The sequence below is a fragment of the Roseovarius sp. SCSIO 43702 genome (genome assembly GCF_019599045.1).
Taxonomy (GTDB): domain Bacteria; phylum Pseudomonadota; class Alphaproteobacteria; order Rhodobacterales; family Rhodobacteraceae; genus Roseovarius.
The window spans coordinates 98,727-124,319 of record NZ_CP080623.1 but is presented as its reverse complement, the minus strand read 5'-3'; the positions used below and the strand labels follow the sequence as shown (position 1 = coordinate 124,319).

The 25,593-nt window shown below is 61.8% G+C and carries 28 protein-coding genes and 1 pseudogene; 15 read left to right on the top strand and 14 right to left on the bottom strand.

The annotated features are described in order from the left end of the window. Positions 1–77: 77 nt before the first annotated feature. From arfB to K1T73_RS00570, 7 genes are all read left to right on the top strand, one after another. A complete protein-coding gene (gene arfB / locus K1T73_RS00600) occupies positions 78–500 on the top strand; it encodes an alternative ribosome rescue aminoacyl-tRNA hydrolase ArfB (protein WP_220602081.1) in 423 nt (140 codons plus the stop codon). A gap of 80 nt (positions 501–580) precedes the next feature. Beyond that, positions 581–1,192: a ribonuclease D gene (locus K1T73_RS00595; protein WP_220602080.1), complete on the top strand. Its 612-nt coding sequence runs from the start codon at positions 581–583 to the stop codon at positions 1,190–1,192. 7 nt (positions 1,193–1,199) lie between these two features. Then, entirely contained in the window at positions 1,200–1,811 is a 612-nt protein-coding gene (gene lptC, locus K1T73_RS00590) for an LPS export ABC transporter periplasmic protein LptC (protein WP_220602079.1), read from the top strand. Then, entirely contained in the window at positions 1,808–2,311 is a 504-nt protein-coding gene (locus K1T73_RS00585) for an LptA/OstA family protein (protein ID WP_220602078.1), read from the top strand. Before lptC ends, K1T73_RS00585 begins: the two co-directional genes overlap by 4 nt. Beyond that, positions 2,308–3,069, top strand: a complete 762-nt coding sequence (gene lptB / locus K1T73_RS00580; protein ID WP_220602077.1) for an LPS export ABC transporter ATP-binding protein — start codon at positions 2,308–2,310, stop codon at positions 3,067–3,069. The genes K1T73_RS00585 and lptB overlap by 4 nt, the downstream gene beginning before the upstream one ends. Positions 3,070–3,318: 249 nt before the next feature. Continuing rightward, positions 3,319–3,882 (top strand): ribosome hibernation-promoting factor, HPF/YfiA family, encoded by a 564-nt coding sequence (gene hpf / locus K1T73_RS00575; protein ID WP_220602076.1) that lies wholly within the window; start codon positions 3,319–3,321, stop codon positions 3,880–3,882. Positions 3,883–3,930: 48 nt separating this feature from the next. Further along, positions 3,931–4,395: a PTS sugar transporter subunit IIA gene (locus K1T73_RS00570; RefSeq protein WP_220602075.1), complete on the top strand. Its 465-nt coding sequence runs from the start codon at positions 3,931–3,933 to the stop codon at positions 4,393–4,395. 5 nt (positions 4,396–4,400) lie between these two features. Here K1T73_RS00570 and K1T73_RS00565 read toward each other — a convergent pair whose 3' ends face one another. The 8 genes and pseudogenes from K1T73_RS00565 to cysQ all read right to left on the bottom strand — a co-directional run bounded on the left by K1T73_RS00565 (position 4,401) and on the right by cysQ (position 13,583). Next, entirely contained in the window at positions 4,401–5,828 is a 1,428-nt protein-coding gene (locus K1T73_RS00565; protein ID WP_220602074.1) for a sulfotransferase family 2 domain-containing protein, read from the bottom strand. Between the two features lie 6 nt (positions 5,829–5,834). Next, positions 5,835–7,535 carry a beta-1,6-N-acetylglucosaminyltransferase gene (locus K1T73_RS00560; protein ID WP_220602073.1) on the bottom strand — a complete coding sequence of 567 codons (1,701 nt, stop codon included), beginning with the start codon at positions 7,533–7,535 and terminating at the stop codon, positions 5,835–5,837. Between the two features lie 19 nt (positions 7,536–7,554). After that, positions 7,555–8,541, bottom strand: a complete 987-nt coding sequence (locus tag K1T73_RS00555; protein WP_220603554.1) for a glycosyltransferase family 2 protein — start codon at positions 8,539–8,541, stop codon at positions 7,555–7,557. A 173-nt stretch (positions 8,542–8,714) separates the two neighbouring features. Continuing rightward, a pseudogene (locus tag K1T73_RS00550) lies at positions 8,715–9,700 on the bottom strand (glycosyltransferase family 2 protein). 130 nt (positions 9,701–9,830) lie between these two features. Further along, a complete protein-coding gene (gene galE, locus K1T73_RS00545; RefSeq protein ID WP_220602072.1) occupies positions 9,831–10,814 on the bottom strand; it encodes a UDP-glucose 4-epimerase GalE in 984 nt (327 codons plus the stop codon). 130 nt (positions 10,815–10,944) lie between these two features. Then, positions 10,945–11,838 (bottom strand): UTP--glucose-1-phosphate uridylyltransferase GalU, encoded by an 894-nt coding sequence (galU, locus tag K1T73_RS00540; RefSeq protein ID WP_220602071.1) that lies wholly within the window; start codon positions 11,836–11,838, stop codon positions 10,945–10,947. Between the two features lie 147 nt (positions 11,839–11,985). Beyond that, positions 11,986–12,786, bottom strand: a complete 801-nt coding sequence (locus tag K1T73_RS00535) for a 3-deoxy-manno-octulosonate cytidylyltransferase (protein WP_220602070.1) — start codon at positions 12,784–12,786, stop codon at positions 11,986–11,988. After that, positions 12,786–13,583 carry a 3'(2'),5'-bisphosphate nucleotidase CysQ gene (cysQ, locus tag K1T73_RS00530; RefSeq protein ID WP_220602069.1) on the bottom strand — a complete coding sequence of 266 codons (798 nt, stop codon included), beginning with the start codon at positions 13,581–13,583 and terminating at the stop codon, positions 12,786–12,788. Before cysQ ends, K1T73_RS00535 begins: the two co-directional genes overlap by 1 nt. Positions 13,584–13,709: 126 nt before the next feature. On the opposite strand from cysQ, the gene K1T73_RS00525 reads away from it, so the two are divergent. After that, positions 13,710–14,531, top strand: a complete 822-nt coding sequence (locus K1T73_RS00525) for an ABC transporter permease (RefSeq protein WP_220602068.1) — start codon at positions 13,710–13,712, stop codon at positions 14,529–14,531. Positions 14,532–14,539: 8 nt separating this feature from the next. Here K1T73_RS00525 and glmM read toward each other — a convergent pair whose 3' ends face one another. Beyond that, on the bottom strand, positions 14,540–15,898 hold the full coding sequence (glmM, locus tag K1T73_RS00520; protein ID WP_220602067.1) for a phosphoglucosamine mutase: 1,359 nt from the start codon (positions 15,896–15,898) through the stop codon (positions 14,540–14,542). A gap of 202 nt (positions 15,899–16,100) precedes the next feature. On the opposite strand from glmM, the gene K1T73_RS00515 reads away from it, so the two are divergent. Then, a complete protein-coding gene (locus K1T73_RS00515) occupies positions 16,101–16,475 on the top strand; it encodes a VanZ family protein (RefSeq protein ID WP_220602066.1) in 375 nt (124 codons plus the stop codon). Here K1T73_RS00515 and pncA read toward each other — a convergent pair. Next, positions 16,462–17,067 carry a bifunctional nicotinamidase/pyrazinamidase gene (gene pncA / locus K1T73_RS00510; RefSeq protein WP_220602065.1) on the bottom strand — a complete coding sequence of 202 codons (606 nt, stop codon included), beginning with the start codon at positions 17,065–17,067 and terminating at the stop codon, positions 16,462–16,464. The genes K1T73_RS00515 and pncA overlap by 14 nt on opposite strands. Before the next feature lie 98 nt (positions 17,068–17,165). On the opposite strand from pncA, the gene K1T73_RS00505 reads away from it, so the two are divergent. Further along, positions 17,166–18,074, top strand: a complete 909-nt coding sequence (locus tag K1T73_RS00505; protein WP_220602064.1) for a rhodanese-related sulfurtransferase — start codon at positions 17,166–17,168, stop codon at positions 18,072–18,074. A 106-nt stretch (positions 18,075–18,180) separates the two neighbouring features. On the opposite strand, the gene K1T73_RS00500 is transcribed toward K1T73_RS00505, so the two are convergent. Continuing rightward, on the bottom strand, positions 18,181–19,512 hold the full coding sequence (locus K1T73_RS00500) for a UDP-glucose/GDP-mannose dehydrogenase family protein (protein ID WP_220602063.1): 1,332 nt from the start codon (positions 19,510–19,512) through the stop codon (positions 18,181–18,183). A 207-nt stretch (positions 19,513–19,719) separates the two neighbouring features. Between K1T73_RS00500 and K1T73_RS00495 the strand changes: the two genes are divergently transcribed. Beyond that, positions 19,720–20,682: an SIS domain-containing protein gene (locus K1T73_RS00495; protein ID WP_220602062.1), complete on the top strand. Its 963-nt coding sequence runs from the start codon at positions 19,720–19,722 to the stop codon at positions 20,680–20,682. Between the two features lie 180 nt (positions 20,683–20,862). On the opposite strand, the gene K1T73_RS00490 is transcribed toward K1T73_RS00495, so the two are convergent. After that, the gene (locus K1T73_RS00490) at positions 20,863–21,087 is read right to left on the bottom strand and encodes a DUF1127 domain-containing protein (RefSeq protein WP_220602061.1); all 225 of its coding nucleotides are present in this window, start codon (positions 21,085–21,087) and stop codon (positions 20,863–20,865) included. A gap of 242 nt (positions 21,088–21,329) precedes the next feature. Between K1T73_RS00490 and K1T73_RS00485 the strand changes: the two genes are divergently transcribed. Genes K1T73_RS00485 through K1T73_RS00475 form a run of 3 tightly spaced genes read left to right on the top strand, consistent with a single transcriptional unit; the run spans position 21,330 to position 23,117 of the window. Beyond that, a complete protein-coding gene (locus tag K1T73_RS00485) occupies positions 21,330–22,409 on the top strand; it encodes an Mrp/NBP35 family ATP-binding protein (RefSeq protein WP_220602060.1) in 1,080 nt (359 codons plus the stop codon). A gap of 54 nt (positions 22,410–22,463) precedes the next feature. Then, on the top strand, positions 22,464–22,865 hold the full coding sequence (locus K1T73_RS00480; RefSeq protein WP_220602059.1) for a DUF2177 family protein: 402 nt from the start codon (positions 22,464–22,466) through the stop codon (positions 22,863–22,865). Between the two features lie 3 nt (positions 22,866–22,868). After that, on the top strand, positions 22,869–23,117 hold the full coding sequence (locus K1T73_RS00475; RefSeq protein WP_220602058.1) for a hypothetical protein: 249 nt from the start codon (positions 22,869–22,871) through the stop codon (positions 23,115–23,117). Positions 23,118–23,121: 4 nt separating this feature from the next. On the opposite strand, the gene K1T73_RS00470 is transcribed toward K1T73_RS00475, so the two are convergent. Then, positions 23,122–23,643 carry a peptidoglycan-binding protein gene (locus K1T73_RS00470; RefSeq protein ID WP_220602057.1) on the bottom strand — a complete coding sequence of 174 codons (522 nt, stop codon included), beginning with the start codon at positions 23,641–23,643 and terminating at the stop codon, positions 23,122–23,124. A gap of 201 nt (positions 23,644–23,844) precedes the next feature. On the opposite strand from K1T73_RS00470, the gene K1T73_RS00465 reads away from it, so the two are divergent. Continuing rightward, positions 23,845–24,168 (top strand): 2Fe-2S iron-sulfur cluster-binding protein, encoded by a 324-nt coding sequence (locus tag K1T73_RS00465; protein WP_220602056.1) that lies wholly within the window; start codon positions 23,845–23,847, stop codon positions 24,166–24,168. A 111-nt stretch (positions 24,169–24,279) separates the two neighbouring features. Here the strand turns inward: K1T73_RS00465 and purD are convergent, their stop codons facing one another. Then, positions 24,280–25,542, bottom strand: a complete 1,263-nt coding sequence (purD, locus tag K1T73_RS00460) for a phosphoribosylamine--glycine ligase (RefSeq protein ID WP_220602055.1) — start codon at positions 25,540–25,542, stop codon at positions 24,280–24,282. Positions 25,543–25,593: the final 51 nt, after the last annotated feature.

The following is a 25,593-nucleotide window of genomic DNA, read 5'->3' as shown; positions in this document are numbered from 1 at the left end:
CTCCGATTCTCGAGGCGAGCCCCCAACGGGGGCTCGTTCCGTTCCTGAAGGTCGCCATTTGGTGCTATTTTTCGCTCATGCTGAGAGTAAACGACCAGATAAGCATCGAGGACTGGGAGCTGACCGAACAGTTCGTGCGGTCAAGCGGACCGGGTGGCCAGAACGTCAACAAGGTTGCCTCCGCCGTCGAGCTGCGCTTCGAGGCGGAACGGTCGCCGAACCTTCCCGATCCCGTGAAGAAACGGCTGAAACGCCTGGCAGGCCGGAGATGGACCGACGCCGGCACCATCGTGATCCAGTGCGATGAGGAACGCAGCCAGGCACGCAACCGCGATATCGCGCGCGAACGGCTGATCGAGCTCATCGCGAAGGCGGCCCGAAAGCCGAAGAGGCGGATCCCGACGCGACCGACGCTCGGGTGGAAAAAACGCAGGCTCAAGGCCAAGAAGGCACGGGGCGAGGTCAAGTCCCTGCGTGGCAAGGTCGACCCCGAGACCTGAGCGCAGGTTCAGGCGAATTTTTTGTGGCCGCTCCCCGCGATCCTATATATCCCGAGCGTGAACATCCGAAGGGCCGCATCATGACAAACACGCTGTACCGGGGCGATTTGCCCGATGATCTCGACCTCGGGCCCATCGTGGCCATAGATTGCGAGACGATGGGCCTTCGACCGCATCGCGACCGGCTGTGTGTCATCCAGATGTCGGGTGGGGACGGGAACGCGCACCTGGTCCAGATCGAGAAAGGCCAGAGCGAGGCGCCGAACCTCCTGCGGATGCTGGAAGATCCCGACGTACTGAAGCTCTTTCACTTCGGGCGGTTCGATATCGCGGCCCTGCTGAACGCTTTCGGCGCGCTGACGGCGCCCGTCTATTGCACCAAGATCGCCAGCAAGCTCGTCCGCACCTATACCGATCGGCACGGCCTGAAATATCTTCTCCAGGAACTTCTGGGCGTCGATATCTCGAAACAGCAGCAGAGTTCGGACTGGGGCGCGGAGACGCTGAGCGAGGCGCAACTCGAATATGCCGCGTCGGACGTGCTCTACCTGCATCGACTGCGCGACGAGCTGAATGCACGCCTGCTTCGCGAAGGGCGCATGGAGATGGCGCAAGCCTGCTTCGACTTTCTTCCCATGCGTGCACGTCTCGATCTGGCCGGATGGCCGGACGAAGACATTTTCGCGCACTGATTGCGACGTGGCGAGCGACGAGTTCTATACGCGCCTCATCGGCTGGCTCAAGGTGGTCCTGCCGCTGGTCGCGCTGGGCCTCCTCTCGACACTTTTCCTGTTGTCGCGCAAGGTGGATCCCACCTCGAACCTGCCGCTTTCCGATGTCGATCTCGAGCAGCGGGCGCAGGATCAGGGCGTGAGCAACCCGAGCTTTTCCGGTGTGACGAGCGGGGGCGAGGAGGTGACGTTCCGGGCCGAGACGGTTCGGCCCGATCCCGAGAACCTCGAACGCGTGCTGGCGGATCGCGTGGTGGCGAAATTCATCCTCGAGAATGGCACGGAGATCGACGTGACCGCCGACCATGGCACGGCTGGGCGGGATATGCGCGATGCGGAACTGCGTGGGGATGTGCGTGTGACGACGACAACCGGGTACGACCTTCGCACGGAACTTCTGGAGGCCGATTTCGAGACGATGGGCGCGGAAGCACCCGGGCAAGTCACGGGAACGGGGCCGGCCGGAGATCTCGAGGCCGGACGAATGAAACTGGTTTCGGAGGGGTCCGATGGCAGCGTGCATTTGCTGTTCACCGACGGTGTGAAGCTGCTATACCAACCGCGGGAGAACGAAGAATGACGGGTTTGATCCGCACGATCGTGACGGTGGTGTGTCTTGGTATTGGCGCGACCGCCCTTCATGCGCAAGGCGCGCAGGTGGCGTTCGGCGCCTCGCCGCAGGAAAGCGACCTGCCGGTCGAGGTGACTGCGGACAACCTCGCGGTCGATCAGAATGACGGCACCGCCATCTTCACCGGCGGCGTGGTCATCGCGCAGGGCGCGATGCGTCTTTCGGCGCCGTGGGTCAAGGTCCATTACGTCGAGGATGAGACGGGCCGCATTGACCGCCTGGAGGCCAAGCAGGGCGTCACGCTTGTCAGCGGCGAGGACGCGGCAGAGGCGGCGAGCGCGGACTACAATGTGCAGACCGGCGTGATCACCATGTCGGGCGATGTTCTTCTGGTCCAGGGACGCAACGCGATCACCGGGGACAACATGTTCGTGGATACCGTGGCGGGCACCGCGCGCATGACGGGCCGAGTGAAGACGGTGCTTCAGCCGCAATCGGATACACAATGAGCCAAGCGCCCGACCTCAAGCTTGCGCACGAGGCGCAGGGTCTCAGGATTTCCAACCTGAGAAAGAGCTATCGCAAGCGGGTGGTGATCCGCGACGTGTCGCTCGACGTGAGGCAAGGCGAGGTGGCGGCCCTCTTGGGGCCGAACGGTTCGGGCAAGACCACGACCTTCTATGCGATCGCGGGCCTCATCCAACCCGAGGCCGGCAAGGTCGAGATCGACGGTCGCGATGTCACGCGCCTTCCTATGTATCGCCGCGCGAAACTGGGGATCGGCTATCTGCCGCAGGAGATGTCGATCTTTCGCGGCCTGTCGGTCGAGGACAACATCATGGCGATCCTCGATATCACCCATTCGGATCGCTATACGCGGCGCAAGCGTCTCGAGGAGCTTCTGTCGGAATTCTCGATCGAGCATCTGCGGCGCGCGCCGGCGCTTGCCCTGTCGGGCGGGGAACGTCGGCGCGTCGAGATCGCGCGCTGCCTGGCCGCGGATCCCAAGTATCTTCTGCTCGACGAACCCTTCGCCGGTGTCGACCCGATCAGCGTGGGCGATATCCGGCATCTTGTTGCCGATCTCAGGAAGCGCGGCATTGGCGTGCTGATCACAGATCACAACGTGCGCGAAACGCTCGAGATCGTGGACCGGGCCTATATCCTTCACGACGGCAAGGTCCTGATGTCAGGCACCGCGGATGACGTTGTCGCGAACGAGAATGTGCGGCGTGTCTATCTGGGCGAGAATTTCAAGATCTACTGATCGGTCTCCCGCGCAAGGCCGATATCTGCGCCCAGCCATCCGTTCGACATTGACAATCGTGTCGCAGGAAGCCTCAATTGAAACATGACATTCGTGATCTTCGCGCTTTCAGCATCCTGCCCCGATGATTCCGGGGGCGGTCTTGAACAAGCCGGACGGGCGTCATTATTCCACGGACGAACCTGAACGCCGGACCCGGCAGTAGCCGCAGGCGGGATTGGTGCGACCTGACCAGATGAAGGAGATGAGATGCGGTATCAAATCAGCGGAAAACAGATCGACATCGGCGCTGCCCTGCAAACCCACGTCAAGAATTCCCTGGGCGCAGCGGTCGAGAAATATGCCGAGCGGCCGACGGATGCCAATGTGGTCTTTTCCAAGAGCGCGAGCGAATTCGTGTGCGAGGCGACCGTCCATCTTTCCACCGGTCTGACCGTGCAGGCCAAGGCCCATGCGCATGAAATCTACGCGGCGTTCGATTCCTGCTGCGAAAAGATGGAAAAACAACTGCGCCGCTACAAGCGTCGGCTGAAGGATCATCATCGCGACCGCGCGCAGCCGGTTGAACTCTTGGGCGCATCCTCCTATATCCTCGCCTCTGATAACCGGGACGGAGAATCGGAACCCGACTCCCTGCAACCGATCATCATCGCCGAGACGGAGACGAAGATCCCCGCCCTTAGCGTCGGTGAGGCCGTGATGCAGATGGAACTTGCCGGGGCGCCGGTCCTCGTCTTTCGAAACGAGGCGAAAGACGGATTGAACGTGGTGTATCGTCGCGAAGACGGCAACATCGGGTGGATCGATCCGTGATGTAGAAGGCAATGGGCGACGGGCGTCGCCCCGCCATCGGAGCAGTTCATGGAATTTTCCACTATCCTCAAGCCCGAGGCCGTTCGGATTTTATCCCGCGTTTCGAGCAAGAAGAGGTTGATGCACGAATTGGGCGACGTCGCCGCAGCGGTCCACGGTCTGGACCCCCAGGACGTTGTCGACGCCTTGCTGGAACGGGAAAGCCTGGGTCCCACAGGTGTCGGGCATGGCGTGGCCCTTCCGCACGCGCGGCTGGAGGGCGTGTCCGAGGTATGCGGCGCGTTCCTGCTTCTCGAACAGCCCGTCGAGTTCGACGCGGTGGACCGGCAGCCCGTCGATCTGGTATTTGCGCTGTTCGCGCCGCGTGATGCCGGGGTGGAGCATTTGAAGGCGCTCGCGCTTGTTTCGCGGACATTGCGGGACAAGGCCGTCTGCGAGAAAATCCGCGCGAACCCCGATCCGGCGACGATCCATGCCATCGTGACCGAAGCGCAATCCGTGCAGGCCGCGTAGCGGCGTCAGGCCCAAGGGCCGAAGCCGAACATGACGTAGTCTTTCTGGTAGATGTCAGTGACGGCCGCTTCGATCTCCTCGTCGTAAATTTCGGCCAGCGAGAACGGCTCGTCCGGTTCGGGCGCAGGCATGGGCGCGGTCCCGTCGTGGCCGAGGGCGCGTGCCAATGCGGGCAAGGTCTCGGCCATCTCCTCTTCGCGCAGGATCATGTCCGGTAGAATGAAGTTTGCCATCCCGGTGACAACGGATGATTGCGTCGCCCATGCCGCGTCCACGCGAAAGCCGGTCTGGCCACGAAGGTTCGCCTTGATGATTTCGAGATAGGCCAGGAAGGCGGCTCTATGGGCCCGCCTGTCGTAACCTTCGTCCGGCCCTGAGCCGGGAATTGGAAGCTTGTGGAAGTTGCGCATGGTCCGTCTGATCTCGGGGAAGCATTGCGCCCCGCGGCTCAGGATACGGTTGCAGAACGTATGATGCGCACGCGCGACGGGGTGACGCAGGACCGTGAAGCTGCGGTGAAGCGGGGTCTGTCGCTTCCATTTGCGCAACTCCTTCTGCGCCAGCCTGGTCGGCAGATCCTCGGGGGCGATTCCATCGAGCGCGGCAAGCCAGGTCGTGACCTCGTGCTCGGGGCCACCCCGAACGGGCATGAAGATGAGCGGAGCCCTGAGACCAACGTAGAAACCGGGCACGGCCGGGCCGCGCCGCGGTTCGAAATCGGGTGTGCGCGAGAGGTTGAACATGTCGAGTCCGGCCAGCGCTTTCTCCATCTCCTCAAAGTTCGAGACCTTCTCGGAAAGAGGTTCGGGATTTTGTATCTTGAGCCCGGAATCCAGTGTCTCGAGCCGCTCGTCGCTGCCCAGAAAACGGGCCAGACCGTTGATGATGTCGAGATCGTTCAGATCGTCGTAGTTGATATGGAACGCGGTCTGCCCGGTCACCTGAAGGCGCCGCATGAGGGTGCGCTGAAACTCCTGTAGCTGCTGGATGTGGTCGTCGAACTCATCGGCCTCGAACACCACCCTGGCGTCGCGGCGCCGTTTGACGTTGGTCAGTTTCCACTGGCCTGTCTCGCGGGCGATCTTGAGCGAGACGTAACTTTCGGCGGGATTGCGGTTCAGGATGATCTTGGCGCAGCGCGGATCGTCGAGACAGATGTCGAGGACGCGGGGGTCGTGATCGTGGAAATAACGAAAGCCGCCAAGTCCTTCGCTTCGCTCGCGGATGGCCTTTATCAGCCGCTCGGGGTCCCCCTCGCGCATGGCTTGCGTCACGCCTAGGATTTCCGTCGTGTTCGGGTAGCCGATGAAATGGGGGTTGAATGCCTCTCCGTGACACTGAAAGCCCTCGAACGCGTTGAGGTTCGCCTCGAGCAGGTTCGAGCCGGTACGCATTTCCGCGAAGAGTACGAAGTAATCGAAGCGCGCAGTCATGCCGGGCTATCGCACCAGGTAGGGTTTGCGTTTCGGTTGCTGGCTTTGCTGCGGGTCCTGGGACACGGGAAAATTGCCCATGAGATAAGGATGCATACCCTGGTTTTTGAGATTCTGGAGAAACTGTCCGAAGCCAGTGAGATCCGCCATCCGCGGCACTTCGGCCAGGCCGCGGCTCCCTTGGGGGGACCCGATCTCGTCGATAATCAGTTGAAGCGGCTCCATGGGGGCCTCGACGAATTCCGCCATGCTCCAGATGCGGACGCGCGCCTTGGTCCAGGACGAGCGGAGAATCTCGAGGTGTTTGCTTTCGATCTGTTGCAGACGCGCAGCCTCGCGGCGGATGTCGGCGAAATTCATGTTGGATTGGAACAGAGGCACCGCCCAGGCGCCGGAAATGATCGACACCTGTGCATTGGGATCCTTGGCGATGTCCCAGTTGACCTTCTGATTGTCGCGCGGACCGAACTGGAAACACTGTCTTTCGCCGCGCGTGTTCCATATCAGGTTGGCGAGAAACGCGCGCGTGTTGTAATCGCGCAGCGCGGCACTGTCGCTCAGGGCGCCATTCATGATCGTCTGGCCATCGGAGAACTCGGCACGTTCGGGCGCGAAGATATGACCATGCACACGGGTGCCGGTCATCCTTGAAAGCCACGTTTCGAAGTCCTCGAAGAGTTCTGTGAAGCCTTGGAAGACCGAGTATTGCGCCGAGGTCAGGCCATTCTCACGCGTTTCGACCGGGAAGCGGCTTTGCATGTAGAGGCCGGTGCGTCCACGGGTTCGGCGCTCGACCGCTTTGGCGAAGATGCGGTCGATCTTGCCGGGATTGGGCTCGGTCTTTTTCATCGCCCCGGCTTCGTCGGTGAGGAAGGCCTCGTAAAGGCGGTTCGCATGCGGCCATATCTTGCGCGCGACGAAGCAGTCCGACCGCCGCAGGAGTTGCAGGTGATCGTCGTAGAAGATGTGCGGTTTTCCCTGGTAGTCGAATTTCGACAAGGTCAGGGAGCGGCTTTCGATCTGCCGGGAATATTGCCGTGCGAGAGTTTGGAAGTAGCTTTCGTCGGGTATCCAGACACGTTTGAAGTATCGGTCATACCGCTCGCGCTCGGGGTCATCGAGGATCGCGGATAAGGTTTGCCGGGTGAGGCACCACCATTGCGACCCCATATGCGGCACGAGGCCATTGGGGATCTTCCGCTTGAATCCCAGCAGTCGCTGGAACTGGACATACCTGTCGAAGAGAAGCCGGTGCTTGCGCCACGAGAACGGGAAGCGCAGCGTGAAACGCTCCTCGTCGAGGCCGCCGATCGTCCATGGCACATCGGCGGTTGTCGCGCTTTCGATGAAGTCGGTTTGCGGGCGTTCGGCGAGGTAATCCAGAAGCTCCTGCACAGGGCGCAGGGGCAGGCACGAGCCGGAGGCAAGATAGACGTGCCGGACATCTGGGAACTCATCGAGCATGACCCTTGACGCGGCCTGAGACGCGGCGACGAGGCCCCAGGTGCCCCATTCGCAGCGGTGGCGCTTGGAAAAGCGGATGTCGGGAAGATCCGACAACGCTTCGGTGAAGGCCTTGTAGGAGGCGCGGGGCACATTCGCGTCGGCATGGATCACGATGGGACAGCCGGCCGCCGCCCAGTGGCGCGCCACCTGTTCGGCCCGCCCCAGCGCCGTATGGACCAGCATGACGATTCCGACACTCACCGGTCCGCTGCCCTTTCCCTCATGCCCAGTTCCCCTTCGACATAAGTCCGAGGATCTCGAGTTGGCGCCAGTTTATATATTTTTCCGACCATTTGCACCAAAGCTCTGGCGTGTCGCGAAGGTTTTCCGCGTATGCCTTGTATTCCACCGACCTGCGATAGTGCTGGCCGCGGGTCAGTTCCTCTTCGGCCTTGTGGGTGAAGGTGTCGAGGAACTTGGCGTGAAGCAGGATACCCGAAGCCATCTCGCCCCCCCATTGGTCATAGACATGGTTGAGCCCGCGCGGCAGCAGCATGTGGGTCGAGCTGACATAGGCGTAGCGGCGGTGCCATTTGACGAGCGGTATCTTGTTGAGCGCGGGTGCCTTCTTGGGTGCGTCGGGAAAGAAAACGCGCGCGCGCGGCCCGCCCTGAATCCAGAGATTCCCGTATTTGCGGTTCTTCTCGATCATGTAGTTGCCAGGGTCGAACCACGATGCGATCTCGATCGGGTCCTGGCCGCGGCGATAGGGCACGGCGTCGATCCGGCCCTTCGGATACATGTCGAGAAGCATGGCGCCGAAGGACTTGATCGACGAACTGTCGAGCCAATCGGTCAGCGCCCGGATGGGCCGCGTATCGCAGAAGGGGTAGATGAAGAACTCGTCCGGATCGACCACCAAGGTCCAATGATCGTGACCGTATTTCTGTTGAAGCCAGTTGAGCCAGTCGACGCCGTAACGCGAGCGGCGGTAGCTTCCTTTCGTGTGCCATACGGAGACGTCGGGTTGGTCGGCAAGGTAATCGCCGCTTCCGTCATCGCTTCCATTGTCGACGATGAGGAAATGATCGATGCCGAGGTCGCGGTAATACTTCAGGAAGAACGGCAGGCGAATATGTTCGTTGCGAAGGGTCGAGAAAAGAAGCACATCACCCGGCCTTATCTGATCGGTGCGGTCGGCCATGCAGCGCAGCGAGAAATGTTTGCGAATTGCGCGTGCTTTGACGTATTTGCGCCGAATGCGCATCTTGTATGATTGCCAGATGCTCACGCTGCGCCCATCCGAAGGAAACGGTTCGATATGCGCTCGACCTTACTCATCCGACCTTAACATTCACTTGCCTTCGGAATTTTCGACGTCTCCGCACGCTCTGAACGGACGATAACGGTTTGTTTCCAAAGGGTAAACAATTAATGAATTTACAACCATAGGCCGCGTGACATCAGCCCCATTGCCTCAAGCTGTCGCCAGCCGTGATACCGGGTCGAATGTGCGCACCAGAGATCGGGTTCCTCGATCAGCTGATCATAATAGGCCTCGTACAGATCGGAATTCGCGAAATGCTCGCGCCGGTTCTTTTCTTCCACGGACTTCTCAATGATGGTCGGAAGGAACTTGGTGTGCAGCAGCACGCCACACAGTTTCTCGCCGCCCTCGTCGTCATAGACACGGTTAAGCCGTCTCGGCAGCACCGAGTGCGTCGAGCTGACATAGGCGAAACGGCGGTTCCATTTCACAAGTGGCACCTTGCCCATCGTCGGAGCGCGGCGCGGTCGGTCGGCGAAGAATGCACGTGCCCGTGGTCCGCCCTGAATCCAGAGGTTCCCGAGCTTTGGCTGGTGCTGGATCATGTAGTTGCCGCCGTCGAACCATTGCAGGACCCCGGTCGGATCGTCGCCCTGTTCGTAGGGCTGCGACCCGAGAGCACCCTTGGGATACATGTCGAGCATCAACGCCCCGAGGACCCGATCTCGCGATCGTCCAGCCATTCGGTCAGCGCGGAAAGAGGGCGGGTGTCGTGGAAAGGATAGATCAGGAGTTCATCCGCATCGAGGGTCAGGCACCAGTGTCCGTGACCATGCTTCATCTGGAGCCACGTGAGCCAATCGACCCCGAACCGTGACAGCCGATAGCTGTGGCCGGTGGACCAGAGCGAGACGTCGGGCTGATCTCGCAGGAGCTCGACGGTCGTGTCGTCGCTTTGGTTGTCCACGAAGAGGAAGTGATTGACGCCCAGCCGACGGTGATGGTCCAGGAAATAAGGCAGACGCACGGCCTCGTTGCGAACGGTCGAGAAGCAAAGCACGTCGCGGGGTCCGATCCGCTCGGTCCGGTCAGCGACCACCTTCAGTTGTCGACGTTTGCGGATCGCGCGAAAGAGTAGCCGGCGCCGTTTCCAACGCATGCGGTAGGCCATCGACAGCTCCGACAGCCGAGTTCCTGTAACGACCTTTCCGTGCATCCCGACCTTCTTTTTCGCGCAACGCTTCGGACGTCATGCCGTGTGGCGATGGCCGATACAGGGAAAATCGCGGTTATTTCTCGTATTGTCCAGTTTGGTGCCAGCGCCACGCGTCCCGCACCATCTGATCCATGGTCGAGCGATCGGGGCTCCAACCGAGTTCGGCGCTCGCCCGGATCGAACCGGACACAAGACGGGTGCAGTCGCCGGGGCGGCGGGGGCCTTCGGTGACGGGAACCGGCCGATTGGTGATCCGGGCCGCGTGGTCGATGACCTCCCTTACGGAAAACCCGGTGCCGGTGCCGAGATTGTAGACGCGGCTCTCCCCGCCGTTGCGCAACCGTTCCAGGCCCAGAACATGCGCCTCGACCAGGTCCATCACATGCACGTAGTCACGGATGCAAGTGCCGTCGGGCGTGTCATAGTCGGTGCCGTGAATGGTAAGCGCGTCGCGTCGCCCTGCCACGGCATCGAGAACCAGGGGAATCAAGTGTGTCTCGGGTTGGTGAAACTCGCCAACTTCCGCGTCCGGATCGGCGCCGGCTACGTTGAAATAGCGGAAAATGACGTGCCGCAACCCGTTCGAAGCTTCGAAATCGCGCAGCATGTCCTCGATCGCCCGCTTGGAGGCGCCGTAAGCGTTGATCGGATGCTGGGCGCAATCCTCGTCCAGAACCACGTTATCCTGATCGCCGTAGGTGGCGCATGTCGAGGAGAATACGAAGTCGAGACACCCGGCGGCGATCGCGGCTTCGATGAGCGTGAGGGAACCGGCGACGTTGTTGCGCCAGTAGAGACCCGGTTTGGCCATGCTCTCGCCCACTTGGCTGAGCGCTGCGAAATGCATGACGGCGGTCGGCCGATACTGGGCGAATACCGTGTCGAGCCGCGCTCGATCCAGAAGGTCGCCCTTTTCAAATGGGCCGAACTTCACCGCGTCTTCCCAGCCGGTGGACAGGTTGTCGAAAGTCACGGGGGTGTAGCCGGCGTCCCGCAGCGATTTGCAGGCGTGCGACCCGATGTACCCGGCGCCTCCGGTGACGAGGATATGTGTCATTTCACCCCCTGGGACGGTCCGACCGTTTCATTGCCGCGACAATGGATCGGCCGGAACGAAACGCATGGCGCGCGCATAACGTGACGGACATTCGGCCGCAAGCCGCGCTCACGTCTTCTCACGGATCGCCCTACTGGGCAGCCTGGCGCGAGTGGATGACGTCGTGCAGGTAGTTTTCGAGGTCTTCGCGAAGATCGTCGCGTGCCAGGGCAAAGGCCACGGTCGCCTGGAGAAACCCCGCTTTTGATCCGCAATCGAAGCGCTGGCCGCGGAAGCGGAATCCGTAGACTTCCTCACCATCCTCACGCGCGTCGTCGATGGCATCGGTCAACTGGATCTCGCCGCCCGCACCGGGCTTCTTCTTGTTGAGCTTTTGCAGGACGGTCGGCGTCAGGATATAGCGGCCGATCACCGCGAGGTTCGACGGCGCCTCGCCAGGGGCCGGTTTCTCGATCATTCCCTTGGTCGAAACGATGGAACCCATGTCCTCCTTCACGTCGAGAATCCCGTAGGAAGAGGCCATGTCATCGGGCACTTCCATCGCGGCGACGATGTTGGACTGCGTCTCCTCGAAGGCTTCGACCATTTGGGCAAGGCACGGCTTCTCGGCGGCGATGACATCGTCCGGCAGGATGACAGCGAAGGGCTCGTTCGATATGAGCCTCCGGGCGCACCACACCGCGTGACCGAGACCCAGGGGCTTGTGCTGCCGCATGTAGGCGATTTCACCGGAATCCATGTTGGTGGATTTCAGGATTTCGAGAAGTTCGGTCTTTCCCTTCTTGCGCAACTCCTGCTCGAGCTGAGGTGCGACATCGAAATAATCCTCGAGCGCGCCCTTGCCGCGCGAGGTGATGAAGATGAACTCCTTGATCCCCGCCGCGCGTGCTTCGTCGATGGCGTATTGCACCAGCGGCCTGTCCACCAGCGTCATGATTTCCTTGGGCACGGATTTGGTCGCGGGTAGAAAGCGGGTCCCCATGCCCGCGACGGGAAAGATGGCCTTGGTGACCTTGTTACGCATCGCCTGATCCTCAAAAAGTCTTGTATTTTTCCCTCATGATACAACGCGGGCCCGGCGTTTGGCCAAGGAATACCGAGGAAGTCGGCAATTTTTTGGCGGTGTTGCGGGATAACTTCCGCGAATTCGCGGTTTCCGGCGACCCGACGATCAGGGCATGCCCATCTCGGCCATCATTCGTTCGAGGCGAGGTGCATCTTGGGGATTGTTGAGCTCCCAGAACTGGCGCCCACGCGCATCGACCTCGACACAGAGGATGGGAATGCCGCTTTCGAGAAACCGTAGCTGTTCTAGCCCTTCGAGCCCTTCAAGCGGTCCGGTTCGAAGTGAGCGATACCGCGCAAGCGCTTCGGGGCGGTAGGCATAGACACCGACATGATGAAAGACCGGGGTTTCCGCGTCGGCCGCGTAGGTTTGGCCGGTGTAGGGAATGACTTCCTTGGAGAAGTAGAGTGCGTGTCGATCCGGGGTGAAAACTGCTGTCGTGCCCCCGACCCGGCCGTGCCGCCGGTCCTCGAGAAATCCTGCCAGCGCGGTGCCGTCGCATCGGAGCACCGGCGTCGCGACCTGCGCGGCCTCGTCCTCGCGCAGTCCTTCAACGAGGTCCTCGACAAACCAGGGCGGTGTGAGCGGCGCGTCGCCCTGAAGGTTCACCACGAGATCGTAGCCGCCGCCGAGATTCGCGAGCGCCTCGGCGCAGCGCTCGGTCCCGTTGGCGCAGGCGGGGGAGGTCATAACCACCTCGGCACCGAAGGCCCTTGCCGCCGTCTCGATCCGGTCGTCATCGGTGGCCACGACGACGCGATCCACACCCGAAACCGACGCGGCGGCTTCCCACGATCTTTGCACGAGGCTCTTGGTCTCTCCCGTGGCGCCGGTGAGCGTTGCCAGTGGCTTTCCCGGATAGCGGCTCGACGCATAGCGCGCGGGAACTACGACAAGGACCGACATCACGCCTCCTTCAGATCGACGGACGGGGCATGGGCGATGAAGAACGGGTTGGCGAACCCTTCCTTGCCATATCTCAGCGGCGTGTGATCGTCGAAACGAACGACCTTGCCGCCCGCGCCCCTCAGCACCGCATGGCCGGCTGCGGTGTCCCATTCCATCGTGCGTCCCAGCCTTGGATAGATGTCGGCCTCGCCGGTGGCGACAAGACAGAACTTGAGTGACGATCCAGCACTTTTCATGTCCTTCACGGCATATTTCGCGATGTAGTCGTCGGTTGCCTGATCGCGATGCGACTTGGACGCGACGACCATGAGCGCGCCATTGTCGGATTGCGCCACACGAAGCGCCGTCAGCATCCCGACCTGCTTCTTGTCGAAGGGGCCGGTCTCTTCCTTGGCGTGACCGACCTCATCGGTGAAGAACATCCGGCCCTTCGCGGGTGCATAGACGATCCCCCTGACGGGCTCCCCATTCTCGACATACGCGATGTTGACCGTGAAGTCGCCGCGACGGTGAATGAACTCCTTGGTGCCATCCAGCGGATCGACAATGAGAAACGTGTCGGCCTTCTGACCATGGGACTCGGCCTGTTCCTCGGTGACGAGGGGCAGATCCGGGAAGGCCTGTCGCAAACCGGCCGAGATGATCGCATCGGCCGCCTCGTCCGCGGCGGTCACCGGGCTCTGGTCGGACTTCACCTTCACCTCGAAGTCGCTGGCTTCATAGATTTCCATGATCCGGTCGCCCGCCTCGAGCGCGAGGCGGCGCATGACGTTCACGAGTTTCGCGTGATCCAAAAGACTGCTCCTTGAGATAAATTCGTGAATGCTTGATCCGTTTTCCCGGGCCACTTATGGTGTGTGCCTAACCGGACGGCAAGAAATCCGTGATACCGCCCGAGCAGCGCAGACCGCGGTGAGGTTATGTTTCAACAGGTCAAACCCAGATCCCGCACGCAGTCGGCGTTCTCGATTCTCGAGCTTATCTATCATTCGATTGTACGGGACGTGCGCAAGAGCCACGGCAACGCCCTTCTGGCGTTGGTCATGAACATTCTTCAGGCGGTCATTTTCATCGCGGCGTTCTACTTCATGTTCTCTGTGCTTGGCCTCCGGGGGGCGGCGCTCAGGGGCGATTTCCTGCTCTACATCATGTCGGGAATCTTCCTGTTCCTCACGCATATCAAGGCCGTGGGCGCGGTGGCGGGCGCAGAAGGACCTTCGTCTCCGATGATGAAACACGCGCCCATGAACACGGTCGTTTCGGTCACGGCAAGCGCGCTCGGGTCGCTCTACATGCAGCTTCTGACCCTTGTGATCGTGCTCTTCGTCTATCACGTGGCGATCACGCCTTTCGAGGTCGAATACCCGTTCAAGGCATTCGGCGCCTTCGTTCTCGCATGGTTCACGGGCGTGGCGATCGGTGTCGTCCTCTTCGCGCTCAAGCCGTGGTTCCCCAGCTTCGTGCAGATTTTCACCACGATCTACCAGCGGGCCAACATGATCGCATCCGGCAAGATGTTCGTTGCGAACGCCCTGCCGTCCTACATGCTGGCCATGTTCGACTGGAACCCGCTTTTCCATTGCATCGATCAGTCACGCGGCTTCGTCTTCGTGAACTATCTCCCGCGCAATTCATCGATCGAGTATCCCTTGATAATGGGGATCATCTTCCTGATGCTCGGGCTTCTCGGCGAATTCTACACGCGCCAGCAGGCATCCCTGAGCTGGGAGGCGCGGCGCTGAGCGAAGATTCAGCCGTGGGTGGCTGAAGCAGCGTTGCGAACCGCGGCCGAGATTTCCCCGACCACATCGCGCAGGAGGGCTTCGTCCTCACACTCGGCCATCACGCGGATGAGCGGCTCCGTTCCCGACTTGCGAATGAGAAGTCGACCACAGGAAGATATCCGTTTCTCCTGGTCCGAGATGACGGTCTTCACGCTTTGCGATGCGAGCGGGTCCGAGCCGTTCTCGAACCTGACATTCTCGAGCAGTTGAGGCACGGCAGCGAAATTCCGCATCAACGCGCTGGCCGGTTTGCCGCTCTCGACCATGGCGCCGAGGAATTGCAGCCCGGCGATGAGGCCGTCGCCCGTGGTCGCGAAGTCCGTCATGACGATATGACCCGATTGCTCACCACCGAGGTTGAAGCCGCCTTCCCGCATCCGCTCGACCACGTGGCGGTCGCCGACGCTTGTCCGCTCGAGCCGTAATCCGCGCTCGGTGACGAAGCGCTCGAGCCCGAGATTCGACATCACCGTCGCCACGAGCGTTCCGTGCGAGAGGCGATCCTGCTCGGCCCAGAGGCTTGCGAAGAGTGCCATAATCTGGTCTCCGTCGCCGATCGCGCCCGTTTCGTCGATGAGAATGACGCGATCGGCGTCCCCGTCGAGACAGATACCGAGGTCGGCCCCATGCTCGACGACTGTGCGCGCCGCGGTCTCCGGAGATGTCGATCCGCACGCCTCGTTGATGTTGAAGCCGTTGGGCGCGACCCCCAGCGGAATGACATCCGCACCGAGCTCCCAAAGCACTTCCGGAGCGGCCTTGTAGGCGGCACCGTTCGCGCAATCGACCACGACTTTCAGCCCGTCAAGGCGCGTGGCACGCGGCAGCGTGGTCTTGGCGTATTCGACATACCTGCCCTGCCCGCTGTCGATCCGCTTGGCGCGACCGATATTCATCGGCTGTGCCGGCACGATCTCGCCCTCGAGAATCCGCTCGATATCCGCCTCTGCCGCGTCCGAAAGCTTGAACCCGTCCGGGCCGAAGAACTTGATCCCGTTGTCGTAGTGGGGGTTGTGGCTGGCCGAGATCATGATGCCCAGATCGGCCCGCATGGAACGTGTCAGGTATCCGACTGCCGGCGTCGGGATCGGCCCGAGAAGAAGCACGTTCATGCCGGTCGATGTCAGACCGGCGGTCAGCGCGGTCTCGATCATGTAGCCCGAACGCCTCGTGTCCTTGCCGATGACGACGCGATGACCATTGCTGCCATCGGTGCGGAAATGGCGGCCCGCCGCAGCCCCGATGCGCAACGCGTTTTCTGCGGTTATCGGGAAAGTGTTAGCGGTGCCCCGGATGCCATCGGTGCCGAAGTATTTGCGTGCCATGAATCACTCTCCATTCACTGTTACCGTTGGCGGGGATGCCCCGCTATACTTCTGCGTGCGAGCGATGGCGAGTGCGAATTGAGCCACAATTCTTCACCTCGGCGATTGTCGCGAAAATCCGCCTTTTGCCGCAGGTGCAGGTTGCGGCGACTTCGGCATAAAGGCATCTACCGGGTATCGAGCGGTGCATGGGAGTGGCTTGATGTCAGACAAAGGGATCGGCTGGTCCAGCTTGCACGTGGCGATAGTTGTGACGCTCGGCATGGTTCTGATTTCGGGGGTCCTGCTCCTCCTGCCGCCGGGGGTCGATGTCGTCTCCGTTTCCAATGACAAGATGGGTCATGTGTTGGCGTTCACCGCCCTGGTTTTTCCGCTAGCGGTGGTGCGACCATCCTGGGCGATGGCGATCTGGTTCTCGGCCGTGGCATATGGCGGGCTGATCGAGGTGATCCAGCCGCTTGCGGGCCGTGCGGCGGAACTTGCCGATCTGGACGCGGACGCGCTCGGTGCGGCGCTTGGGGTCTGTATCGGGGCCGCGATCGGACATTGGCGAAATCGTCGCCTCAGGTCAGCGTGACACCCGCGTCCTTCATGTCGGAAAGTGCGCGCTCGTAGGAGCCATCCAGGTCGATCGCCCGGCAGAGGGAAAGCTCGACCGTGACGCCATATCCTAGCTTGGCCGCATCCACGGCCGAGAAATTGACGCAGAAATCCGTGGCGAGGCCCACGAGGGTCAAAGCCCGGATGCCACGGGTCTGAAGGTATCCGTGCAAGCCGGTCGGGGTCATGCGGTCATTCTCGAAGAAGGCCGAATAGCTGTCGATCGCCGGGTCGAATCCCTTGCGGATCACGAGATGGCCGCGATCCGTGGCGAGGTCCGGGTGAAACTCGGCACCGTGGGACCCTTGAACGCAATGATCGGGCCAGAGTACCTGTTGTCCATACGGCATTTCGGTCACGTCGAACGGTTGGGCCTTCTCGTGCGCCGAGGCGAATGACCGATGATCTGCCGGATGCCAGTCCTGCGTGAGGATGACGCTTCCGGCGTCCTTCATCCGGTCGTTGATGCCGGCCACGATCTCGTCACCGCCGTCGACGCCGAGCGCGCCGCCGGGGCAGAAATCGTTCTGGACGTCGATCACGAGAAGGGCGTGGCGGTCCGGTGTCATCCTTCGCTCCCTGGCAGTTTCCACCATGGGTAGGGTCGGTGTTTCGTCGCGTCAATGCCGGCTTGCCGAAATGGGCTTACGCGCATAAATGCGGGAGCATGTTCACGGTCGCTGCCCTATACCGCTTCGCACGCTTCGATGATCCCGACGCGCTTCGTCCGCCGCTTCTTGAACTTTGTCGTTCGGAAGGGATCAGCGGCACGCTCTTGCTTGCGCGCGAAGGCGTGAACGGCACGATAGCCGGGACGCGGTCGGGCATAGACCGCGTCCTCGCGCACCTTCGCGCGCTCCCGGGATGCGACGATCTCGAACACAAGGAAAGCCTGTCGGAGGATCAACCCTTCCGGCGGCTCAAGGTGCGCGTGAAGCGCGAAATCGTCACCATGGGGCAACCCGATGTGGACCCTCGCCAGAAGGTCGGGCGCTATGTCGAGCCGGAGGACTGGAACGACCTGATAGAATCGCCCGATGTCGCCGTGATAGACACGCGCAACGACTACGAGGTGGCCATCGGGACGTTCCGGGGCGCGATCGACCCGGAAACAACGAGTTTCCGCGACTTTCCCGACTGGTGGGAGAAGAACAGGGAGCGCTTTCACAACAAGCGCATCGCGATGTTCTGCACCGGCGGCATCCGGTGCGAGAAATCGACGAATTTTCTGCTCGGCCAGGGAGTCGAGGAGGTCTATCACCTCAAGGGCGGCATCCTGAAGTATCTCGAGGAAATTCCGGAGGACCGGAGTCTCTGGCAAGGAGATTGCTTTGTCTTCGATGGCCGGGTCTCGGTCGGTCACGGGTTGAGCGAGGGGCCGCATGAACTCTGCTATGCCTGCCGCCGCCCGATCCTGCCCGAGGACATGTCACGCGAGGATTATGAGCAGGGCGTCTCGTGCCGGTATTGCAAGGACGAGACGTCAGAGGCGGACAAAGAGCGATTTCGCGAGCGCCAGAAGCAGATCGCGCTCGCCGAGGCGCGGGGCGAGAGACACATGCGGTTTCTCGACTGATCCACCGGTGTGCGCGATGCGCACGGCATTCCGATTTGCGTTCAGGCCACGCAGGCCTTGGGGCTCTGCCCCAAACCCCGGGATACTTGATGCAGGAGAAGGACCATCATTCCTTTTCTGGGGACATGAAACCCGTGCGCCCTACGGATGCATAGGCGATGAATCCCGCGCGGCGGGCGTCCTTCGGTGAGTAGATGTTCCGCAGATCGGCGAGGCGCGGGGTTTCCATGCGTCGGGCGATCCGCTTGAGATCGAGGGCGCGGAATTCGTTCCACTCGGTCAGGATGACGAGCAGATCGGCGTTCTGGATCGCCTTGTAGGGATCTTCGACCCAGTTGACGCCCGGCAGCAGCGCTTCGCCCTCGTGCCGGCCCTGGGGGTCGCAGACGCGGACCTTGGCACCGGCGCCGACCATTGCCGGCACGATGGTGAGCGAAGGAGCATCGCGCATGTCGTCGGTATTCGGTTTGAACGTGACGCCGAGAACGGCGACGGTCTTGCCGTTGAAGCTTCCGTCGCAGAGATCGAGAAGCTTGTCGATCATCCTCCGCTTCATCTCTTCATTGACGGAAATGACCTTCTCGGTGATCTGCATCGGAAGGCCATGATCCTGACCTATGCGGGCCAAGGCGCGCGTATCCTTGGGAAAGCAGCTTCCGCCATAGCCCGGCCCGGCATGAAGGAACTTGTTGCCGATACGACCGTCCAGGCCGATGCCGTGACTTACCTGCTTCACGTCCGCGCCGGTGCGTTCGCAAAGCGCGGCAATCTCGTTGATGAAGGTGATCTTGGTGGCGAGAAACGCGTTGGCTGCGTATTTGATCATTTCCGCGCTTTCCAGATCGGTCGTCAGGATCGGGAAATCGCGCAGGTAGAGGGGGCGATAGATCTCGGCCATGACCTCGGCGGCGCGGTCGCTCTGGACACCGACCACGACGCGATCGGGCTTCATGAAATCGTCGATCGCGGCGCCTTCGCGAAGGAACTCGGGATTGGAGACCACGTCGAACTCGAGCTCGGGGTTGGCTTTCTTGACGACCTGCTTGATCTTGCGGTTGGTGCCGACAGGCACCGTGGACTTGGTGACGATCACAACGTAGTCCGTCGCCATCCGCGCGATTTCCTCGGCGGCGGCCATGACATAGGTGAGGTCTGCGTGGCCGTCTCCGCGTCGCGTGGGCGTGCCGACCGCGATGAAGATCGCCCCGGCGCCGTCGATGGCGGCAGCCAGATCGCCGGTGAAGGACAGTCGGCCTGCCTCCACGTTCTTCGCCATGAGGGTATCGAGCCCCGGCTCGAAGATCGGCACCTCGCCCTGCTCGAGCATTGCGATCTTGGCGGGATCCTTGTCGACGCAGATCACATCATGACCAAAATCCGAGAAACACACGCCCGAGACGAGGCCAACATAGCCCGTTCCGATCATGGCGATTTTCATGAACTGCCCCTTCTGCGCGATTTTTTTGCCACGACTCTTGGCCGTGACGGATGGTCAAGTCAATGAGAGAGCGCTTTCGATAGCCTGCCCGATGCCGCGTTTTTCCTGGATCGCGCCCACCCTGCATCGGTCGCCCGGTCCCATCGCCCTTTCGCTCAAGCGCCGCGCAGGCTATCACGCGGAAGCGAATGCAAGTTTGGAGCGATCATGACGACGCACCCCCCCTCATCCGTAGACGTGGCCCGAGAAGTTCTCGGTATAGAGGCCGACGCGCTTCTGGCCATGCGTGACAATCTTCCGCGCGCGTTCGATGCCGCGATCCAGGTTCTGCTCGGTGTCAAGGGCCGCGTCATCGTGTCGGGCATGGGCAAATCGGGACATATCGCCCATAAGATCGCGGCGACGATGGCCAGCACCGGCACGCCCGCGCAATCGGTTCATCCCGGCGAGGCGAGCCATGGCGACCTGGGAATGGTTACGGCCGAGGATGCCGTCATTCTGATCTCCAATTCGGGCGAAACGCGAGAGTTGGCCGATCTCATCGCACACACTCGGCGGTTCTCGATTCCATTGATTGCGATCACCAAGAAACCCGAAAGCACGCTGGGTCAGCAGGCGGATCACGTGCTTGAGCTTCCCGATGCGCCCGAAGCTTGCGGAATCGGCATGGCGCCTACCACCTCGACAACATGCACGCTGGCGCTTGGCGATGCGTTGGCGGTTGCGCTGATGAAGCTGCGGGGCTTTCAGCGTGAGAATTTCCTGGATTTCCACCCGGGCGGAACGCTTGGAGCGAAACTGCTCAAGGTCGGGTCGGTGATGCATACGGGTAATGCCCTTCCCGTCGTTCACGAAAACACCGACATGGGACAGACCCTGATCGAGATGACGGCCAAGGGGTTCGGTGTGGCTGCGGTGGTCGAAGACGGGATGTTGACCGGGGTGATCACCGACGGTGACCTGCGGCGAAACCTCGAGGGGCTCATGGACCGAACGGCGGGCGAGGTCGCCACGCGCCATCCGCGCACGATCGGGCCGGATGCGCTGATGTACGAAGCACTAGGCGCGATGAACGCCAACAAGATCAGCGCGCTTTTCGTCGTTTCCGACGACGGGAGACTTCACGGTCTCATCCACATTCACGACGCGTTGCGGCTTGGCGTGGCATAAAAAAACGGTGACGCCAAGGGAGGATGGCGTCACCGTTCATTGACGTGGGGTTCCCGGACTGACGTCCGACAGGGAGGAGCGAACCCTACGTGCAAGGGGCAGATCGGAACATTGAAAGGGAGGAGAAATTCCCGATCCACCCGTGTCGACGCCCTGATATCAGGACGCCTGTTCCTTGGCTCAGTACGCGTGGCCGTAGACCGAGCGGCGTGCGATCGAGTCGATCTCGCCGCGGCTGATGCCGAGATCTGCGAGAGCGCGATCGCTCAGCGATGCCAGCTCATTGCGGGTCTTGTTGAACTCACGCCATTTCTGGATCTGGCTGATCGTCTGACCGAAAAAGCCATTCCGTGCGGTCTCGTTGCCGGCGCCGCGTCCGCTGAGGATATCAGATGCGAAAACCATATCATGCGTCCTTCGGTTGTTGGGACCCGGAGTGTCGGGCCTCGCTGTGGTGTTCATCTGAGATGATAGATAGCCAAATGCTGCATTTGCACAATGGCCGTAATCTCAATGCCGCTATGCAGAAACTGCATAAGAGATACTGACATAATTTTGCCATATTTCATTGACGTAGCGTCGGATGATGGCCTTGTCCCTGCGGCAAAACCTGCCAAGTAGGGAGGTAGGTTATCGAGGAGGTTGAGATGGAGGTTTCCAAAGAGCGGATAGAGGCCGAGCTTTCGCGACTGGAGCTACCGGATGGCGGGGATGTCGTCTCGCGCGATATGGTCAGGGCGCTGAGTATCGAGGACGGGCAGGTCCGCTTCGTGATCGAGGCGCCGAGCCCGGAGATGGCGCAGCAGATGGAGACGCTTCGTGCTACCGCCGAGCGGCTCATCGGTGCGCTCGACGGGGTGACGGGCGTGTCGGTGGCTCTTACCGCACATGGTCCGGCGGCGAAATCGGCGCCGGGATCTCCTCCCGGCCTCAAGGTCGGGGGTCATCCGAAGCCCACCCAAGGGTCGCTGAAACCTGCAAGCATAAAGTCGATCATCGCGGTGGGATCGGGCAAGGGCGGAGTCGGCAAATCGACGGTGGCATCCAATCTGGCCGTCGCGCTCGCCCGCAAGGGCAAGCGGGTCGGATTGCTCGACGCCGATATCTATGGACCGAGCCAGCCCCGAATGATGGGGGTGAACAAGCGTCCCGCCAGCCCGGATGGCAAGACCATCGAGCCGCTGCATGCCCATGGCGTGACGATCATGTCGATCGGTTTCATGCTCGACCCGGACAAGGCAGTGGTCTGGCGCGGTCCGATGCTGATGGGCGCGTTGCAGCAGATGATCAGCCAGGTGAAATGGGGCGATCTCGACGTGCTGATCGTCGACCTTCCTCCCGGAACCGGCGATGTCCAGCTGACATTGTGCCAAAAGGCCGAGCCGACCGGCGCGATCATCGTGTCGACACCGCAGGACGTGGCCCTGCTCGACGCCCGCAAGGCCATGGACATGTTTCGCACGCTCAAAACGCCGATCCTCGGGATGATCGAGAACATGTCCACCTTCCATTGCCCGAATTGCGGCCACGAGGCCCATATCTTCGGAGAAGGCGGCGTGCGGGCGGAAGCGGAAAAGCTGGGACTGCCGTTTCTCGGGGCGCTTCCAATCGACCTCGCAACACGGTTGGCGGGTGACGAAGGCACGCCGGTCGCCGCGGGGGAGGGGCCGATGGCCGAAGCCTATGCCGCGCTTGCCGACAGGCTGACGAAAGGCGGAATCGTTTGACCGCCTGCCGGGGCGGCCTAGCTCATGGAAAGGTCGTCCCGGCAGGAGGAAATAATGACCATCGCGATCCTCTACATCGTCACGCTGGCGGTGTTTCTCGGTCTGGATTATCTCGGGCTCACATATCTTATGAAGCCCACTTTCGAGCGTGACGTCGCCGGGATGCTGCTCGACACTCCGCGCCTCGGGCCCGCGGTGGTGTTTTACGCGTTTTATGTAGCCGTGCTTCTATGGTTCGTGAGCTGGCCGGCCGTCACCCAGCATAAGTCGCTTCTGTGGGTATTCGCCTCCGGGGCTCTTTTGGGTGCGATGGCCTACGGTACTTACGAATTCACGAATCTCGCGACCCTCAAGGGGTGGTCCTGGCGGATGGTGGTTACTGACCTTGCCTGGGGCACGCTCTTGACCGGAACCGCCGCGACTGCCGGGGTTGGTGCGGCCCGGTGGCTGGGATAGCGGATGATCCTGATCGGAGCGATCATCCTCTTGGTGGCGGTGTGGCTCTGCGCTTACTGGGGCGTGCGGAATGACCGGTTTCTGATTTTCTATCTCGTGGCACTGGTGCCGGTCCCGGCAGCCCTTGGCCTGGCATACGGCATGTTTCGGGTCGAGGATTCGATCCCAACAGCCACTCTGGTACTGGGAGCCATCATGGTGAGCGCGATCTTCTATCCGTTGAATGTCCGGCGGCTCCGCCCGGAGCGTTGAGGCGCTATGCGTCTTCCGGCCGTTCCACGGCGACGAGACCGAGTTGCCTTGCGGCGTCGACGGACAGAAGCCCGCTATCGGGACCATCGGGCGCCTGGAACTTGCGAATGGCGGCGCGGGTACGGGCGTCCATCTGACCAGTGATCGCGCCTCGGTAAAGGCCGCGCACCTGCAGCGCCCGTTGCACGGACGCGACGAATTCGGGCTTGAGATCGTCGGCACACACCGCTTCGAACCACGTGATTTTTCGTTCCTCGACGATGGCTTGCCTGGTTTCCGTCCTGTAGGCGGCAGGTCGAAGAACCGTTCCGTCGTCGAGCGTCTCCGCCGGTTGCAGGATGATCTGCTCCGTGATCGTCTCGACCACCGCAGGCGTTTCCACCTTGCCCCAGCATGTTCCCGGCTCGGCGCCCTCGGGGGCGTCGGCCCATGTGTCGAACGGTTCGGTCGTCCCGGACGTGGTGGCTGCGCCGCAGGCGGCAAGAAGACACGCGGCTGCAAGCGCGAGGTAATGGGGTCGTGACATGGTGCTCGTGCCTCGGGGGCTCATTTTGAGGCGACTTTAGCCGCAAAGTATCCGTCGCGAAAGCCAGCCCGAAAGATCGCACAGGATCCCCGCCCACGTATTTTGCCGCAACTCTTTTCTCGCACCGCGCAAAAGGGTATGGCGCGCCTTGCCTGCCATAGGTAGGAACATGCGGAAGAAAGTTTGAGGGGGCCGCGCATCATGGCGAAAATCACCTATATCGAACACAATGGCACCGAGCATGTCGTGGATGTACCGAACGGCCTGACCGTGATGGAAGGCGCGCGCGACAACAACATTCCGGGCATCGAGGCCGATTGCGGCGGAGCGTGTGCCTGTTCAACCTGCCACGTTTATGTTCACCCGGACTGGGTCGAGAAACTGCCGGCCAAGGACGACATGGAAGAGGACATGCTCGACTTCGCGTTCGAGCCCGACCCCGAGCGCTCGCGCCTGACCTGCCAGGTGAAAGTCACCGACGAGCTTGACGGGCTGATCGTTCAGATGCCGGAGAAGCAGATCTGATCCCCTTGCGGGATCGGGACATCTCGGAACCTTCGTAACCGTGCAGCGGGGCGTGCGGAGCGCAGCAGCCCCGCCCGGGTCGGATCATCGAGATGATCCAGAACCGCGCAATCAGAGCGCCCGCCAGCCGATATCGCGGCGGTAGAAGCCCTCGGGCCAATCGACCTTTTCCACCAGTGCATAGGCCCGGTCGCGAGCTTCCCGCAAGGACGCGCCGCGCGCTGTCGCGTTCAGCACACGCCCGCCTGCGGCGACGATGCGGCCGTCCTTCATGGCGGTGCCTGCATGAAACATCATGTGAAAACTGTCCTCGGGGCAACTCTCGATCCCGCCGATCACCGAACCTTTCGCATAGCTGCCGGGATATCCCTTGGCTGCGAGAACGACAGTCATCGCGTGATCGTCGGCCCAGGTGACTTCGACCTCCGAAAGGCGGCCTTCCGCGCAGGCCTCAAGCAAATCGAGGGTTTGTGCGCCAAGGCGCATCATGAGGGCCTGGCATTCGGGGTCTCCGAACCGCACGTTGTATTCCACGAGCCGCGGCGCCCCGTTCTCGATCATGAGACCGGCATAGAGCACCCCTTGAAACGGCGTGCCGCGCCGGGCCATTTCGGCCATGGTGGGGCGCACGATCTCGTCCATCGCGCGGGCCTCGACCTCGGGCGTCATGACAGGGGCGGGGGAATAGGCGCCCATGCCGCCGGTATTGGGGCCGGTATCGCCCTCGCCCACGCGCTTGTGATCCTGCGCGGTGCCGATCGAGAGGACAGTTTCTCCGTCGCAGAGCACGAAGAGCGAAGCCTCCTCGCCCGCCATGAATTCCTCGATCACGACCTCTGCGCCCGCGCCGCCGAAGGCGCCGCCGAACATGTCGTCGATGGCCGCGATCGCCTCGTCCTCGGTCTCGGCGATGATCACGCCCTTGCCGGCCGCAAGTCCGTCGGCCTTGATCACGACCGGGATATCGCCCTTGCGCACATGCGCCTTGGCAGCGTCGGCATTGGTGAAATGGCCGTAGGCGGCCGTGGGCGCGCCCGCGGCATCGCAGATCTCCTTGGTGAAGCTTTTGGAGGCCTCGAGCCGCGCCGCCGCTTCGGAGGGGCCAAACGTAAGGATGCCGGCATCGCGCAGGCGGTCAGCGACCCCCGCGGCGAGGGGCGCCTCGGGTCCGATGATGACGAAGTCAATGGCGTTCGCCTCGGCGAAGTTGACGACGGCGCCGCCATCCATGATGTCGAGCGACGCGCAATCGGCGATCCATGCGATCCCCGCATTGCCGGGCGCGACGATCAGCCGGTCGCATTTCGGGTTCTGCTTCACGGCCCAGGCGAGGCTGTGTTCGCGCCCGCCGCCGCCAAGGATCAGGATGTTCATGTCGCAGCCCCCGAGGTCGATTTGCGCCTGAATAGGCTGGCTTCCCGGCAG